This is a genomic window from Bradyrhizobium centrolobii (assembly GCF_001641635.1).
Taxonomy (GTDB): domain Bacteria; phylum Pseudomonadota; class Alphaproteobacteria; order Rhizobiales; family Xanthobacteraceae; genus Bradyrhizobium; species Bradyrhizobium centrolobii.
Map to the genome: position 1 here is coordinate 138415 of NZ_LUUB01000045.1, position 13993 is coordinate 152407.

Below are 13993 nucleotides of genomic sequence, written 5' to 3' on the forward strand. Positions count from 1 at the left end.
CCCCGCCGCAGGCAAGCCGTCGCTCGTGGTTCTGCCCTTCGCCAATCTGAGCCCCGATCCCGCGCAGGATTATTTCGTTGACGGCGTGACGGAGAGCCTGACCACGGATCTGTCGCGGATGGCCGGTATCTTCGTGATCGGCCGCAACACTGCCTTCACCTACAAGGGAAAGCATGTCGACCTGAAGCAGGTCGGCCGCGAGCTCGGCGTTCGCTACGTGCTCGAAGGCTCGGTGCAGCGGGCTGGAAGCCGGATGCGCATCAACGTCCAGCTGATCGATGCCGAGACCGGTAACCATCTGTGGGGCGAACGTTTCGACAAACAGGTCGCCGACCTTTTCGACATGCAGGACGAGATCGGTGCCCGTCTTGCCAATCAACTGGGAACCGAGCTGGTCACGGTGGAGGCACGGCGCGCGGCGCGGGCGCCGCATCCGGATTCGACGGACCTGTATTTCCAGGGCATGGCATATCTGAATCGCGGAACGGATCCCGCAAGCCTGTCGCAGGCGCGCCCGTTCTTCGAACAAGCGCTCCGCCTGGACGCCGCGAACGTCGAAGCCATGGTGGGCATGGCCAACGTCGATATTATGCGGGCTACCTCCATGCTGATCGACCGGACGGCGCCTCTTGGGGTGGTCGAAGCGTCCTTGGCCAGGATTCTCGCCCACACGCCAAATCACGCGAGGGCGCATTGCCTGGTGGGCGTCGTCCAGATTTTCACAAAACGCGCCACCCAGGGCATTGCCGAATGTGAGCGGGCGTTGGCGCTGGATCGGAATCTGGCCACCGCCCATGCATGGATCGGACTAGGCAAGTGCAATCTGGGTCGAGCCGAGGAGACTGAAGCCCACATCATGGAAGCATTCCGGCTCTCTCCCCGCGATAACAAGGCCTCTTCCTGGATGAATACGGCAGGCGTCGCGCAATCATATCTCGGGGCCGATGAGGCTGCCGTTCATTGGTTCAAGCGATCGATCGAGACCAACCGGAACATTGCCCCGTTCGTCCATTTCTATCTCGCTGCCGCGTTGGCTCATCTCGCTCAGATCGAGGAAGCACGGGCTTATTTGCAGGCCGGGCTCATCCTGGCCTCGGATTTCAGCATCGCCCAATTCCACGCCAGTTCGCCGACGGATAATCAGACCTGCCTGGTACAGCGAGCTCGCATTGCCGAAGGCCTGCGCAAAGCGGGACTTCGCCCGAAGTGAATGGCGAGCAAGCGGCAAGGCGGGAAAGATCGATCTCGCAGAACTTCTGCCGTTGGCGCGAAGTGGACCTCTCAAAATTTCCCGTCGGGCAAAACACCTTCCTTGCAAGATCCCTTGACCCGATTGTCAAGCCCCTGCGGCGAAGATATTCCGCTTTACCGAAATTCTGATTTGTCGCATCAACGGAGCACCCTGGCCCGTCACAAGGAGCGGATCGCGATCGTCACGAACCGCGGGTCGGGGTGCGGTGGACGCGACAGCGTCGGGCGCGAACCGGCATTGCAGGGCGGCTTGACCGTGAGCAAATCTTCGCGCGAACGACACGTCGCTGACGGCGTCTTCGCGCAGCACGGACCGCGGGTGCCGCCGGCGCCCGGCCTCTCCTGCGCCCTCGTCTCGACAAGGGCAACGACATGACGCAAGACTCGGGCAAGACATGCCGCGAGATCGTGACGTCGCATCTGCCATTCGAAACGCAAGACGCCGCTTCTCCTCTGCTTAGGCCCCGGCTAGACTCCCCTGCTCCGCAATCGAGTTCGACACGCAATGACAGCAGCTTTCGTTCCCCAGATCGCCCTCTACCGCCGCTGGCTCGCCGAGCAGCGCGGCCTCTCCTTCGCTGGCTATGAGGAGATGCGGCAATGGTCGGTGCGCGATCTCGACGGCTTCTGGCGCAGCATCTGGGACTACTACGATCTGCAATCGCCGACGCCGTTTTCGGCAGTGATCACCGAGCGCAAGATGCCCGGCGCGATCTGGTTTCCCGGCGCACAGGTCAACTATGCCCGGCAGGTATTCCGGCATGTTGAGGTGGCCGATGCCGCCGGCCTGCCCGCAATCGTCAGCAGCGGCGAAGACGGCAGGCTCACGGAGACAAGCTGGCCGGAGATGCGGCGCAAGGCCGCCGCGCTCGCGCTGCATCTGAAGGACCGGGGCATCAAGCCCGGCGACCGCGTCGCGGCCTACCTGCCGAACATCCCCGAGACCATCATCGCGTTTCTCGCGACTGCCAGCATCGGTGCAGTCTGGAGCGTCTGCGCGCCCGACATGGCGGCGCCCGCCGTAATCGACCGCTTCAAGCAGATCGAGCCAAAAGTGCTGATCGCCTGCGACGCCGTCACCTATGCCGGCCGGCGGCACAACCGCCGCGACGTCGTCGACGAGCTCCGCCGCTCCCTGCCCGCGGTCGAGCACGTCATCCTGCACGGCGAGCAAGCCGCGGCGCCCGACGGCCAGCTCTCGGCCATTCTCGCAAGGACGGGTGCAGCGATCGACGCGTTCGAGCCGGTCTGGCTGCCGTTCGATCATCCGCTCTGGGTCGTCTATTCCAGCGGCACCACGGGACTGCCAAAGCCGATCGTGCACGGCCATGGCGGCATCATCATCGTGGTGTTGGCGCTGTTGGGGCTACACAACGACATCGGCTGCTCCTACCACGAGAATTCGTTCGGCGAGCGCTACCATTGGTACAGCTCGACCGGCTGGATCATGTGGAATAGCCAGGTCGGCGGCCTGCTCGGCGGCACCACCTGCTGCATCTTCGACGGCAGCCCGGCCGGCCTCAAGGACAAGCCGGACTGGACCACGCTGTGGCGCTTCGTCGCCCAATCGAAATCGACTTTCTTCGGCGCGGGCGCGGCGTTCTTCGCAAGCTGCGCCAAGGCCGAGATCGACCTCACCGCCGCGGGTGACCTTTCCCATCTGCGCTGCCTCGGCTCGACCGGCTCGCCGCTCAGCGCCGACACACAAGCCTGGTTCAACGCGCGCTTCGCGGCGCTGTCGAAGCTCAACGGCAGCGGCGCGCAGGCCGACATCTGGTGGGCGAACATTTCCGGCGGCACCGATTTCGCCGGCGCCTTCATCGGCGGCAACCGCGAGCTGCCGCAGACGCCGGGCGCGATGCAGTGCCGTTTGCTTGGTGCCTCGGTGGAAGCCTTCAGCGAACAGGGTCGCGCCGTCATCGACGAGGTCGGCGAGCTCGTCTGCACCGAGCCGATGCCGTCGATGCCGCTCTATTTCTGGAACGACAGGGGAGACGTGCGCTATCGCTCCAGCTATTTCGAGACCTATCCCGACAATTTCGACGGCAGCGGACGCGGGCCGGTGTGGCGGCACGGCGACTGGCTCAAGGTCAATCCCGACGGTTCCTGCGTGATCTATGGCCGGAGCGACGCGACCATCAACCGGCACGGCCTGCGCATGGGCACGAGCGAGCTCTATTCCGCGATCGAGGCGCTGCCCGAAGTGCTCGATTCCCTTGTCGTCGACCTCGAATATCTCGGCCGCGAGAGCTACATGCCGCTGTTCGTCGTGTTGCGCGAGGGCGTCGCATTCGATGGCGCGACGCAGGCGAAGATCAACAAGGCGATCGAGGCCGGCCTGTCGCGCAGATTTTTGCCGAACGAGATCTTCGCCGTCGCCGAGATCCCGCGCACGCTCTCCGGCAAGAAGCAGGAGCTGCCGATCAAGAAGCTCTTGCTCGGCCATCCCGTGGAGAAGGTCATCAACAAGGAGGCGATGGCCAATCCCGCCTGCCTCGACTGGTATGTCGCGTTCGCGCGCGACTATCTCGCGCGGACCACGGCATAAGCGGCGGTCAGCCGCTGCCGTAGTTGGAGGGATCGAGATTCCTGTTCTCCGACGGCGGGATCGGCGGATAGCCGGGGAACTTGTACCAGCCCGGTGGCACGGCTGGGTCCCCGGCGGGCGCGGGACGAACCACGACATGATGCCGCGGACGCGCGTGATGCGCCGGTGCCGCGACGGCTACGGTGCATGCTGAGATCAAGAGGGCCAGGGCGAGGACAGACCGCATCGAAAAGTGCTCCAGACGACCACCCGTGCAAGGATGTGGTGCGGGAACCTTGCCGCGCCCACGCGCCGCAAGGTCACGATCGGTCACATCGGCGGCATCGCGCACGCCGGCCGTCCGCAAAGATCGGCCGAATTGCGCCATTGGCATTTGGAGTCCGTTCACCCATCGCCGCTAGATCAGGATGGACCTCCGCTGCCGAATGCTCGCGATGCCCGACCTCAACGCCGTCCTGACCAGGCTGAACGATCGCCTGCTCCGCCTCGAGGGCGAGCTGTTCGTGCTGCGCTCGCTGGCGCGCGCGACGCTGACGGCCGGCGACGATCATGCGGCGCGGATGCGCAAGCTGGTGGAGGCCGCCAAGGTCGCACTCGACGACGAGGCCAAGCGTCCGCTCGACAGGCCGACGCGCAAATACGTCGACGCGGCAACCGCGCTGGTCGAGGAATTGCTGGTCGAGCCGACCCCGGCGCGGCCGCTGTTCACGGTCATCGACGGCGGCAAGCGGGACTGACGCGTCCGCCTGCTGCCTATCCATTGCTAGCGCGCGTAGAGGCCCGGTGCGTGATAGCCGTTCGGATAGCAGCGACCATCGGAGTAATTGTAGTCATAGCCGTCACCGCAGCCACGGCGGCGACGGGGCGGTCCGCTGTCGTAGACGCCGGGCGCGTGATAGCTATTCGGATAGCAGCGGCCGTCGGAGTAATTGTAGTCGTAGCCGTCGCCGCAGCCGCGGCGCGAAGGGTCGCCGTAACCGCCGCGGTTGTCGTAGACGCCGGGCGCATGCTGGCCGTTCGGATAACAGCGACCATCGGAGTAATTGTAGTCATAGCCGTCGCCGCAACCGCGGATCTGAACCTGCTGGACCATAGGCTCCGGCCGCGCCGCCGACGGCGAAAGTCCTGCTGACGCGATTAGGCCGGCCAGCGCGATCTCGATCATGACGTCTCCTCCAAATGCCCGATTGACCGTAGCAGAACGGTATCTCACGAAAGCACCCGCAGATTGACGCATGGTGGGGCTGAACCGGGCATGAACTGAAATCGCGGCATGAGCGCTCACGCCGCGGCGGAATCCGCCTTCAGGCGGCTGATGCCTGCCTCGATAATCGCGATCTCGGCATCGATCTGGCCGATCGGCAGGCTGAAATCGTAGCCGGACCTGCTCTTGAGATCGACCGCGAGCCGCTGCCTGTGCATCATCAGCTGGTCCAGTCCGCGGCGGTTCTTCAGCCGGACATAGGTGTCGACGATCTGCTCAATTGCGCTCGGCATCCAATTGGTCCCGGCAGAAAAGCCCGCGCGGCATTGGCGCCGGCGGGACATTTTCGGTGTCGCGGTACGCAATACAAATCCGCGACGGATTCGTCGATACGCGAAGCTGGTTGAGAACGTGTTACCGTTCGATGATCCGGTGGCGCGCGGCACGAAGAAGCCGCTGGCGACCAGGCCAGCGGCCAAGCCGGGTTCGAAAACGGATGCGGGATGAAATCGTCGCGAGCCCCGGTTCGATCGGGCTTAGCGGGACGGGCGGCTCGTTCTGTTCAGAATGAAACACAGGAACCGCCACTTCCGCGCCCCGCCGGGCGACCGTGGCCGCGCGGCCACGGTCGGAAGCGTACGCGCTCGCGGGAGCACCAGCACGCGACGTCGCGCAGTTACGGCATCATCGCTCCCGCACATACATCACGACCGAGCCGACCAGCCCGATCAGCGCACATGCCAGCAGCGCATATTGCAGGATGGCAAGCGCCTGGCTCGGCGCCTCCGTCGCACTTGTGATTTCATGAATCAGAAGCACCGATGTGATTCCGCTCATCAGCATCAGTTTTGACCATCTCGACAGGGCATTCCCCCGCATTGGACAGGGGTTGGACGCGGCGACAGGGCGCCGGTTCGATATGCCCGGCCATGCGCATTGTTGATAACCGGTGCAAACGCCCCGCGGGTGGTGACAGAACGGCCTGACGTGTTATCGGGGGATGACGCAGTTGCGAGACGGATCAAAAAACACATGCGCATTACCCTCGTCGGCTCCCGCCACTTCGGCGTGACCACCCTGAACATGCTCCGGGAGCACGGCGTGCCTGTGGTGCGGATCGTGGTGGCCGACGGCGCGGATCGCCTGGCATCGGCAGCCAAGGCCGCCGGCATCGACGTGGTGGTGCAGGCCAATCCGAAGCTGGTGGTGGCTTCCGAGATCGCTCCGGAGACCGATCTGATCATCACGGCGCACAGCCATGCCCGGGTCGGTCAGGACGCGCTCGCCGCCGCCAAGCTCGGCGGGATCGGCTATCACCCGTCGCTACTGCCCCGCCATCGCGGCAAGGCCGCGGTCGAATGGACCATCAAAGAAGGCGACCCGATCGCCGGCGGCACGATCTACCACCTCGCCGAGCGCATGGACGCCGGCGCCATCGCCGCGCAGGACTGGTGCTTCGTCAAAAAGGGCGAGACCGCACGGGAGCTGTGGGAGCGCGCGCTCGCCCCGCTCGGCCTCAAGCTGCTGGCCGACGTGATCGACTACGCCACGGTTCACAAGGCGCTGCCGGCCAAGCCTCAGGACGAACAGTTTGCCACCTCGGCGCCGAGTCTCTCCTGAAGTTTACCCTTAACGTGAGGCTGCATTGATTTTGCTTCGAAAATTGGAGCCGGAATCGCAAATAAACCATTGTTTCCACAGGAACAATTTTCGCTTTGGCATTGCACCAAATTTCTGTCACATTTCGTCCGAATAAGAGACAGTATCTCAGACATATTCAAGGACGGAATTTCATGCGTTTTGCTCGCATTGCGGTGATCTGCGCCGCCCCAGTTTTCACCAGCGCCCTCGCCGTTCCCGCGTTCGCCCAGAACCCCTATGACGGCAACTGGCAGGTTACCATCGTGACCAAGACCGGTTCCTGCGAGCCCACCGCGAGTTCCATGCTGACCGTCTCCGACGGCAAGATCACGGCGCCGGGCGCTAACGTTTCCGGCACCATCGGCCGGGAGGGTCTTGTGCGGGTTTCGATCAATGGTGCATATGCCAACGGTCAACTCAACGGCAACGCCGGATCGGGGAAGTGGAATGGAGCATCAGCAGGCATACCGTGCAGCGGGCGCTGGGAAGCATCGCGCCAATAAACCAACTGAGGCTCGCGCCCGAAGCCGGCGGCTGCTGATGGCGGCCGCCGTTTTGTTTGTGGTGTCGGTCGCCAATTCTGAAAGCCACGCCCAGGCCGGCCCGTTCGCCCCAATGGCGGGCACCTGGAGCGGTAGCGGCATCGTTACGCTCGACGACGGATCCTCCGAGCGCATCCGCTGCCGGGCCAAATACGCGCCGATCGGCCCCACCATGGAGATGTCACTGACCTGCGCCAGTGACGCCTACAAGTTCAACCTCGCCGCCAATGTCCGTGCCGAGGGCAATGCCATCACGGGCAGCTGGAGCGAGGCCAGCCGCAACATCAGCGGCGCCCTGCAGGGCCGCGGCGGCGGTGGCAACTTCGAGGTGGTTGCCTCGACCGCCGGCGCTGGTTTCAGCGCCAACATCGCGCTGAGAACCAGCGGCAACAAGCAGACTGTCACGATGCGGGCGGACAGCCAGTTCCGCGGCGCCAACATCACGATGTCGCGCTAAGCCAGTACAATGACGCGACAAACGGTCCGGGCGCGCCGGACCGTTTTGCGTTCAGGCATTCGGAACGAACGCCGTCACCTCGATCTCGACCTTGGCGCGGTCATCCACCAGCCCACCGATGTAAAGCAACGTCGATGGCGGGAAATTGCGCCCGAGCGTTTCCTTCCAGGCCGCGCCGATGCCGGCGCCCGCGGCCTCGTAATCGCTGCGACTGGTCAGATACCAGGTCAGGCGGACGATATGCTGCGGGCCGGCGCCGGCTTCCGCCAGAAGCTTGATGATCCGCTTCAGCGCGGTCGCGACCTGAGCCGCCAGGTCCGGCGCATAATTGCCGGTCTCATCGCCGCCGGTCTGGCCGGCGAGCACCACCCATCGGCCCGGCCCCTCCACCACCACGCCATGGGAAAAGCCGCGCGGTTTCGACCATTCGGCCGGCTGCAAGATACGCATGAGCGAATTTCTCCCGATTTTCTTGTTGTTCGGGACAGCCTTAGCACGCCTTCATGCATCGCTGCATCCGCAGATTTGACCGTTGCAAACGCCGTTGATGTCGCCGATACCGGCCCTCCCTTCGGGATTCTCGCTTCCCTCCCCTTGCGCCGATGAACACCACACCGTCCAAAACGATGGCTGCGCTGTGGATGGCCGGCTGGCTGTCCCTGATGCTGGTCATGGCGGTCGCCGGCCGTGAGACCACGCGCGAGCTGAACGTCTTCCAGATCATGGAAGTGCGTTCGCTGCTCGGCTTCGTCCTGCTCTCCCCGATCATCTACCACGCCGGCGGCTTCAAGGTGCTCCGGACCAAGCGGCTTCCGCAGCACATCGGGCGCAATCTGGTGCACTACGTCGCCCAGCTTGGCTGGTTCTTCGCGCTGACGCTGATTCCGATCGGTCAGGTGGTGGCGATCGAGTTCACCATGCCGATCTGGACGGCGATCCTCGCGGCGAGCTTCCTCTCCGAGCGCATGACGCCGTGGAAGAGCGCTGCCATCGTGCTCGGGCTCATCGGCGTGGTCGTCATCGTCAGGCCCGCGACCGGGGAGATCAATCAGGGCCAGCTCATCGCGCTCGGCGCCGCCATGGGCTTTGGCATCTCGATGGCACTGGTCAAATCGCTGACCCGCACCGAAAGCGCCCTGTCGATCCTGTTCTGGATGCTGGTGGTGCAATCGGTCGCAGGCTTCGTTCCGACGCTGTTCGTCTGGAGCTGGCCGTCCGCCTATGTCTGGGCCTGGATGTTGGTCATCGCCGTCTGCGGCACATTTTCACACTACTGCCTCGCCAGCGCGATGCGCTATGCGGACGCGACCATCGTCGTGCCGATGGATTTCTTGCGGGTTCCCCTGACCGCGACCGCCGGCTGGCTCCTGTATTCAGAGCGCCTCGACGCCTGGACCGTGCTCGGGGCGGCGCTGATCCTGTTTGGCAATCTCCTGAATTTAAGGCCGACTGCGCCGATTCCCGCCCGCGCCTAATGAACCACAGGCACGCTGGGGCGACCAAACAAAGTGGTCGAGCGTGATTTGGATCACGCTGGAGGGGCATTCCGTCGTGCACACTCGGCCGTACAGCAACGGGTTGGACGAGCCGCCGTTTTGGTGGCGCGAAGTCGGGCGTTTCGTGTAGGTTCGCTGCCAATTTGTTGCTGCCTGCAATTCGATTCTGTTGGGGATTTCAGATGCGCTATCTCACCCTCCTCGTTTCGCTGATGTGCATGGCGTTGTCGGTCAGCGCAGCGAAGGCCGACCGCCGCGTCGCCTTCGTGGTCGGTAACGGCACCTACAAGAACGTCGCGCAATTGCCGAACCCGCCGATCGACGCCACGGCAATGGCATCGACGCTGCGCAATGTCGGCTTCGAGGTGATCGAAGGATCCAATCTCACCCGCGACCAGATGACGGAAAAGCTCCTGGACTTCGGCCGCAAGGCGCAGGGCGCTGACATTGCCGTGTTCTACTACGCCGGCCACGGCATCGCCGTCAGTGGCAGCAACTATCTCCTGCCGGTTGATGCCGACATCAAGTCGGAGATGGACGTCAAGCTCGGCGCCGCCATCAACATCGACCTGACGCTCGAACAGACGATGGGTGATGCCAAGGTCAAGCTCGTCTTCCTCGACGCCTGCCGCGACAATCCGTTTGCCGCCAAGATCAAGTCGAACTCGGCGACCCGCAGCGTCAACGTGCAGAGCGGTCTCGCTGAGATGAAGTCGGGTGAAGGCACGCTGATCGCGTTCGCCACTGGTCCGGGCCAGACCGCGCTCGACGGTCAGGAAGGCAACAACAGCCCGTTCACACGGGCGCTGATCGACAACATCACCAAGCCCGGCGTCGAGATCCAGCAGGCGATGACCTCGGTGCGCGCCCAGGTCAACGAAGAGACCCACAAGGGCCAGCTTCCCTGGGGTCACACCAACCTGATCGGCGCCGTCTACCTCAACCAGGCCCCGACGACCCAGGTTGCCAATGCGGCGCCGACTGCGGCCGGGAACGTGCCGGCGGCTGCGACAGGAGGCAGCTCGGACGGTGTCGAACTCGAGTACTGGCGCTCCGTGAAGGAGTCCAACAAGCCGGGAGAGCTTAATGCCTACCTCACGGCGTATCCGAACGGCCAGTTCAAGGCGCTGGCGCTGGCGCGGCTCGCGGCAATCAAGAGCGGACCGTCGACGACGACCCGCAACCTGAATGCGGGTGTCGATCCGGCAACCTTTACAGATGAGGCCACCCAGCTCACCGAGGACCAGATTGGCCTCGACAAGGGCCAGCGCCGCGACGTGCAGCGCCGTCTGACCGGGCTCGGCTTCGACACCAAGGTCACAGGCGTGTTCAACGAGGAGACCCGCTCCGTGCTCAAGCGCTGGCAGGCAGCACGCGGCTATCCGTCGTCCGGCTACCTCAACAAGCTCCAGCACAAGGCCCTGCTCTCCGAGATCGTGGCTGCCACGCCGACCGCGAGCGACGACAATGCGAAGCCGGCCCGGCGCGCCAGCGCCCCCGCACCCAGCAGCGCGCCGGCCCCCCACCGCAGCAGCGGCCCCAGCGATGCCGGCGCGGCCTTCGTTGGCGGCGTCGTCGGCGGCATGATGGGCGGCATGTTCCGCCGCTGAGCGTACGCAGTTTCAAAACGCAAAAGCCCGGCTCGCGCCGGGCTTTTTTCTTTGGCCACCCTCATCCTGATGAGCTTGCGAAGCAAGCGTCTCGAAGGATAGCGGTACGACGACCCCACCTCGTTTAGGTGGACGGCATGAGCGAGACTCGCGCCTAGATTCGACAGCGCGAGGGACACTGACTCCATGCATCAAGACAGACATCAAGACAGGCATGACGCCGCCTCCTATCAGCGGATCGAAGTGATCACGGGGGAGACGCGACGGCGCAGTTGGAGCGATGCAGAGAAGGCGCGGATCGTGGCCGAGAGCGCCGATCCGGAGACGAGCATTTCCGAGGTGGCGCGGCGCAACGGGGTCAACCGGGGACTGCTCAGTGTGTGGCGGCGCAATGCGCGGCTTGCGTCGAGCGAAGGGCCGCAGTTCGTGCAGGTCAGGCTCGATGACGCCGTCGAGGCGCGGCCGAACGTGATCGATAAGCCACACGTTCTGGCGGGTCCGGCCGAGCGGATCGAGGTGATGATCGCGGGCGCGACGGTGCGCGTGCCCGTCGGCGTCGACGCCGCGACGCTGGAGCGCGTGCTGGCGGCGGTGAGATCGATGCGATGATCACGTTCGGTCCAATGATCCGTGTGTTCGTCGCGACGCAGCCGATTGACTTTCGCAAAGGCGTTCATGGCCTGGTCGCGCTGGTGGCGGAGGGATTGGGCGGCAAACCCTACAGCGGCGACGTTTACGTCTTCCGATCGAAGCGATCGGATCGTTTGAAGCTTCTCGTTTTTGACGGCTCTGGAATAGTTCTAGCGACGAAGTGGCTCGAGAATGGGAGCTTCGCCTGGCCACCTGTTCGCGAGGGTACGATGCTGGTGACGGGGGCGCAACTGGCGATGCTGATCGAAGGTCTTGCGGAGTGGTCGCGTGTGGTCCCGAAGGTGACGAAGCGGCCGACGAAAGTCGCCTGAATCGTCTTGTTTTGCTGGCGAGTCCGGGTGTGTTCGTGTAGCTCTGCGATATGGCGCTTCGCCCTGAAGATCTCCCCTCTGACCCTGCGGCTCTCGCCGAGATGGTGCTGGCTTTCGAAGGCGAGAACGACGATCTGCGCGCAGAGATCGCCACGTTGAAGAGCCTGATCTTCGGCTCGCGATCGGAGCGCTCGGCGATCGTCTGTGCCGAACAGATCGCGTTCGATCTGGAACGGACCGCCGGCGCGCAGCCTCCGGCCAACGATGACGAACCGGACGCGTCGAGACCGAAGCGGCGCAAAGCGAGGCGCAACATCGGCGCGCTACCGGCGCATCTGCCCCGGGTCGAGCGGGTGATCGAGCCGGCGTCCACGCTCTGCCCGTGCTGCACGGGTCAGATGCATCGGATCGGCGAGGAGAGCAGCGAAGCGCTCGATCGGGTTCCCGCGTGGCTGCGTGTGCTCCGCACGATCCGTCCCAAATATGCCTGCCGCGCCTGTGAGGGCCCGATCGTCCAGGCCCCGGCACCGGCGCGGCTCGTCGAGGGCGGCATGGTGACGACGGCGCTGATCGCGCATATCGCCGCGGCCAAATATGCCTGGCAATCGACGCTCTACCGCCAGACGCAGATCCTGGCGGGCCAGGGTGTCGTCGTCGACCGTCAGACGCTGGCGCGCTGGATGGGGAGCGCGGCGTGGCTGGTCAGGGGCCTCTACGATCTGCAACTGAAGACCATGCACGGCTTCGAGCGGTTGTTCTGCGATGAGACGCCGATGCCGGTGCTCGACCCGGGACGCGGCCGCACGAGGACCTGCCAGTTCTGGGCGCATGCGACGGACGATCGGGCGTGGAAGGGTCCGGCACCGCCTGCGGTCGCCTATGTGTTCGCGGGCGGTCGCGGCAAGAAGGAGATCGTGGCGCAGTTGGCCGGCTTCGAAGGCGTGCTGCAAGTCGACGGCTATGCCGCCTACGCCTCGCTGGTGGGCGATGCGAAGATGTCGGGCAAGATCCAGCTGGCGTATTGTCTCGTTCACGCGCGCCGCAACTTCGTGAGGGTGCACAAGACGACGAACTCACCCTTCGCCGCGGAGGTCATCGAGCGCATCGCAGCCGTCTACGCGATCGAGGAGAGGATCCGCGGTCTCGACGCCGGAGAACGCCGCGCGGCGCGACAGGCCGAGACGAAGCCGATGATGGAGGCGTTGAAGGCCCGTCTGGTCGCGGTGAAAGACGGAATCTCCTGCCGCTCGACGCTCATCAAGGCGATCGATTACATGCTCGAACGCTGGCAGGGCCTGACGGCGTTCCTGGATGACGGGCGGCTCGAGCCAGACAGCAACACCGTCGAGCGATCGATCAGGCCAATTGCGATCGGGAAAAAGAACTCGTTGTTCAGTGGTGACGAGGGCGGGGGCGAGACATGGGCGGTACTCTCTTCGCTTCTTAACACGGCCAAATTGAATGGCCTCGACCCCGAGGCCTATCTCGTCGACGTTCTCGAGCGGATAGTGAGTGGCGCCACGAAGGTCAACCAGCTTCACGAACTTCTGGCCTGGAACTGGAAGGCCGCACGCGAAGCCGACAAGCGGGCTGTGGCATGACGAAGCCGAAGCGACGGCGAGGAAAACCGGCCAAGACGACGATGGCGGACTATGCCATGTCGTTCGAACGGCTCGGACAATGGATGAGCGAGCGCGCCAGGTCGCCGACGCTTCGGCATCCGCGGGCGACGTCGCTCTCCATGCTCGACGGCGCAGTGGCCGCTGTCGTCGCCGGGCCGGTCTCGATGGCCTCGGAGGAATGGGTGTGCCCGCTCCTCGGCGTCGATCCCGATGCCTTCAATCACGACACCGAGGAGTTCTCGGCGATCGCCGCCACGCTGATGCGCCACAACGCGATCAGCGAGACACTGTCGACGAGACCGGAGAGCTTCGAGCCACTGTTCGTGCGATCGCAGGACGGCGAAGTCGACCCGCAGCCCTGGTGCATGGGCTTCTACGCCGTCATGAAGCTTCGGCTTCTCGTCTGGTCGCGGCTTCTCTCCCCGAACGGAACCGAACACCTTATGCTGCGACCGATCCTGGTCCACTACATCGATGACGCCGGTCGGCCCTTGCTGCCCCCGGCCCGGCACAAGCTGGGAACGCCGCCCATCGTCCAAAACGCCTGGCGCGACATTCCAGCAGCCGTCGAGGCCCTGCGGCAGTTCTGGATGCCTATACGCTTCAAGCGTGGCGCGTAGGCCGTCCGCGCCAAGTCCGTGGCCCTCTCGTACCGCTTAC

General features: G+C 64.4%; 17 protein-coding genes. 12 read left to right on the top strand and 5 right to left on the bottom strand.

Going from position 1 to position 13993, the window contains the following annotated elements:
* Positions 1-25: 25 nt before the first annotated feature.
* Together AYJ54_RS54305 and AYJ54_RS12795 are read left to right on the top strand one after the other, a co-directional pair.
* Complete coding sequence (locus tag AYJ54_RS54305; RefSeq protein ID WP_488226331.1) at positions 26-1210, top strand: adenylate cyclase; 1185 nt, start codon at positions 26-28, stop codon at positions 1208-1210.
* Between the two features lie 546 nt (positions 1211-1756).
* On the top strand, positions 1757-3799 hold the full coding sequence (locus tag AYJ54_RS12795) for an acetoacetate--CoA ligase (RefSeq protein ID WP_063699253.1): 2043 nt from the start codon (positions 1757-1759) through the stop codon (positions 3797-3799).
* 7 nt (positions 3800-3806) lie between these two features.
* Here AYJ54_RS12795 and AYJ54_RS12800 read toward each other — a convergent pair whose 3' ends face one another.
* Positions 3807-4025, bottom strand: coding sequence for a hypothetical protein (locus tag AYJ54_RS12800; protein WP_063699280.1), 219 nt, complete (start codon positions 4023-4025; stop codon positions 3807-3809).
* Positions 4026-4233: 208 nt separating this feature from the next.
* Here AYJ54_RS12800 and AYJ54_RS12805 point away from each other — a divergent pair, with 208 nt between their 5' ends.
* A complete protein-coding gene (locus tag AYJ54_RS12805) occupies positions 4234-4536 on the top strand; it encodes a hypothetical protein (RefSeq protein ID WP_063699281.1) in 303 nt (100 codons plus the stop codon).
* Between the two features lie 26 nt (positions 4537-4562).
* Here the strand turns inward: AYJ54_RS12805 and AYJ54_RS12810 are convergent, their stop codons facing one another.
* The 3 genes from AYJ54_RS12810 to AYJ54_RS53470 all read right to left on the bottom strand — a co-directional run bounded on the left by AYJ54_RS12810 (position 4563) and on the right by AYJ54_RS53470 (position 5822).
* Positions 4563-4964, bottom strand: coding sequence for a hypothetical protein (locus AYJ54_RS12810; RefSeq protein ID WP_063699254.1), 402 nt, complete (start codon positions 4962-4964; stop codon positions 4563-4565).
* A 116-nt stretch (positions 4965-5080) separates the two neighbouring features.
* Positions 5081-5296, bottom strand: coding sequence for a hypothetical protein (locus AYJ54_RS12815; RefSeq protein WP_063699255.1), 216 nt, complete (start codon positions 5294-5296; stop codon positions 5081-5083).
* 391 nt (positions 5297-5687) lie between these two features.
* On the bottom strand, positions 5688-5822 hold the full coding sequence (locus AYJ54_RS53470) for a hypothetical protein (RefSeq protein ID WP_283808655.1): 135 nt from the start codon (positions 5820-5822) through the stop codon (positions 5688-5690).
* A gap of 213 nt (positions 5823-6035) precedes the next feature.
* On the opposite strand from AYJ54_RS53470, the gene AYJ54_RS12825 reads away from it, so the two are divergent.
* The 3 genes from AYJ54_RS12825 (at position 6036) to AYJ54_RS12835 (ending at position 7643) form a co-directional block, all read left to right on the top strand.
* Positions 6036-6623, top strand: a complete 588-nt coding sequence (locus tag AYJ54_RS12825) for a formyltransferase family protein (RefSeq protein ID WP_063699257.1) — start codon at positions 6036-6038, stop codon at positions 6621-6623.
* 173 nt (positions 6624-6796) lie between these two features.
* Positions 6797-7147 carry a hypothetical protein gene (locus AYJ54_RS12830; RefSeq protein ID WP_063699258.1) on the top strand — a complete coding sequence of 117 codons (351 nt, stop codon included), beginning with the start codon at positions 6797-6799 and terminating at the stop codon, positions 7145-7147.
* Positions 7092-7643, top strand: a complete 552-nt coding sequence (locus tag AYJ54_RS12835; protein ID WP_063699259.1) for a hypothetical protein — start codon at positions 7092-7094, stop codon at positions 7641-7643. The genes AYJ54_RS12830 and AYJ54_RS12835 overlap by 56 nt, the downstream gene beginning before the upstream one ends.
* Positions 7644-7694: 51 nt before the next feature.
* On the opposite strand, the gene AYJ54_RS12840 is transcribed toward AYJ54_RS12835, so the two are convergent.
* On the bottom strand, positions 7695-8093 hold the full coding sequence (locus tag AYJ54_RS12840) for a RidA family protein (RefSeq protein WP_063699260.1): 399 nt from the start codon (positions 8091-8093) through the stop codon (positions 7695-7697).
* 152 nt (positions 8094-8245) lie between these two features.
* Between AYJ54_RS12840 and AYJ54_RS12845 the strand changes: the two genes are divergently transcribed.
* From AYJ54_RS12845 to AYJ54_RS12870, 6 genes are all read left to right on the top strand, one after another.
* Positions 8246-9118, top strand: a complete 873-nt coding sequence (locus AYJ54_RS12845) for a DMT family transporter (RefSeq protein WP_063699261.1) — start codon at positions 8246-8248, stop codon at positions 9116-9118.
* 203 nt (positions 9119-9321) lie between these two features.
* On the top strand, positions 9322-10749 hold the full coding sequence (locus tag AYJ54_RS12850; RefSeq protein ID WP_063699262.1) for a caspase family protein: 1428 nt from the start codon (positions 9322-9324) through the stop codon (positions 10747-10749).
* 186 nt (positions 10750-10935) lie between these two features.
* On the top strand, positions 10936-11358 hold the full coding sequence (gene tnpA / locus AYJ54_RS53475) for an IS66-like element accessory protein TnpA (protein ID WP_063697018.1): 423 nt from the start codon (positions 10936-10938) through the stop codon (positions 11356-11358).
* Positions 11355-11711, top strand: a complete 357-nt coding sequence (gene tnpB, locus AYJ54_RS12860) for an IS66 family insertion sequence element accessory protein TnpB (protein ID WP_063697016.1) — start codon at positions 11355-11357, stop codon at positions 11709-11711. The genes tnpA and tnpB overlap by 4 nt, the downstream gene beginning before the upstream one ends.
* A 50-nt stretch (positions 11712-11761) precedes the next feature.
* Entirely contained in the window at positions 11762-13312 is a 1551-nt protein-coding gene (gene tnpC, locus AYJ54_RS12865; RefSeq protein WP_063697015.1) for an IS66 family transposase, read from the top strand.
* Positions 13309-13953 carry a UPF0149 family protein gene (locus AYJ54_RS12870; protein WP_063697013.1) on the top strand — a complete coding sequence of 215 codons (645 nt, stop codon included), beginning with the start codon at positions 13309-13311 and terminating at the stop codon, positions 13951-13953. The genes tnpC and AYJ54_RS12870 overlap by 4 nt, the downstream gene beginning before the upstream one ends.
* Positions 13954-13993: the final 40 nt, after the last annotated feature.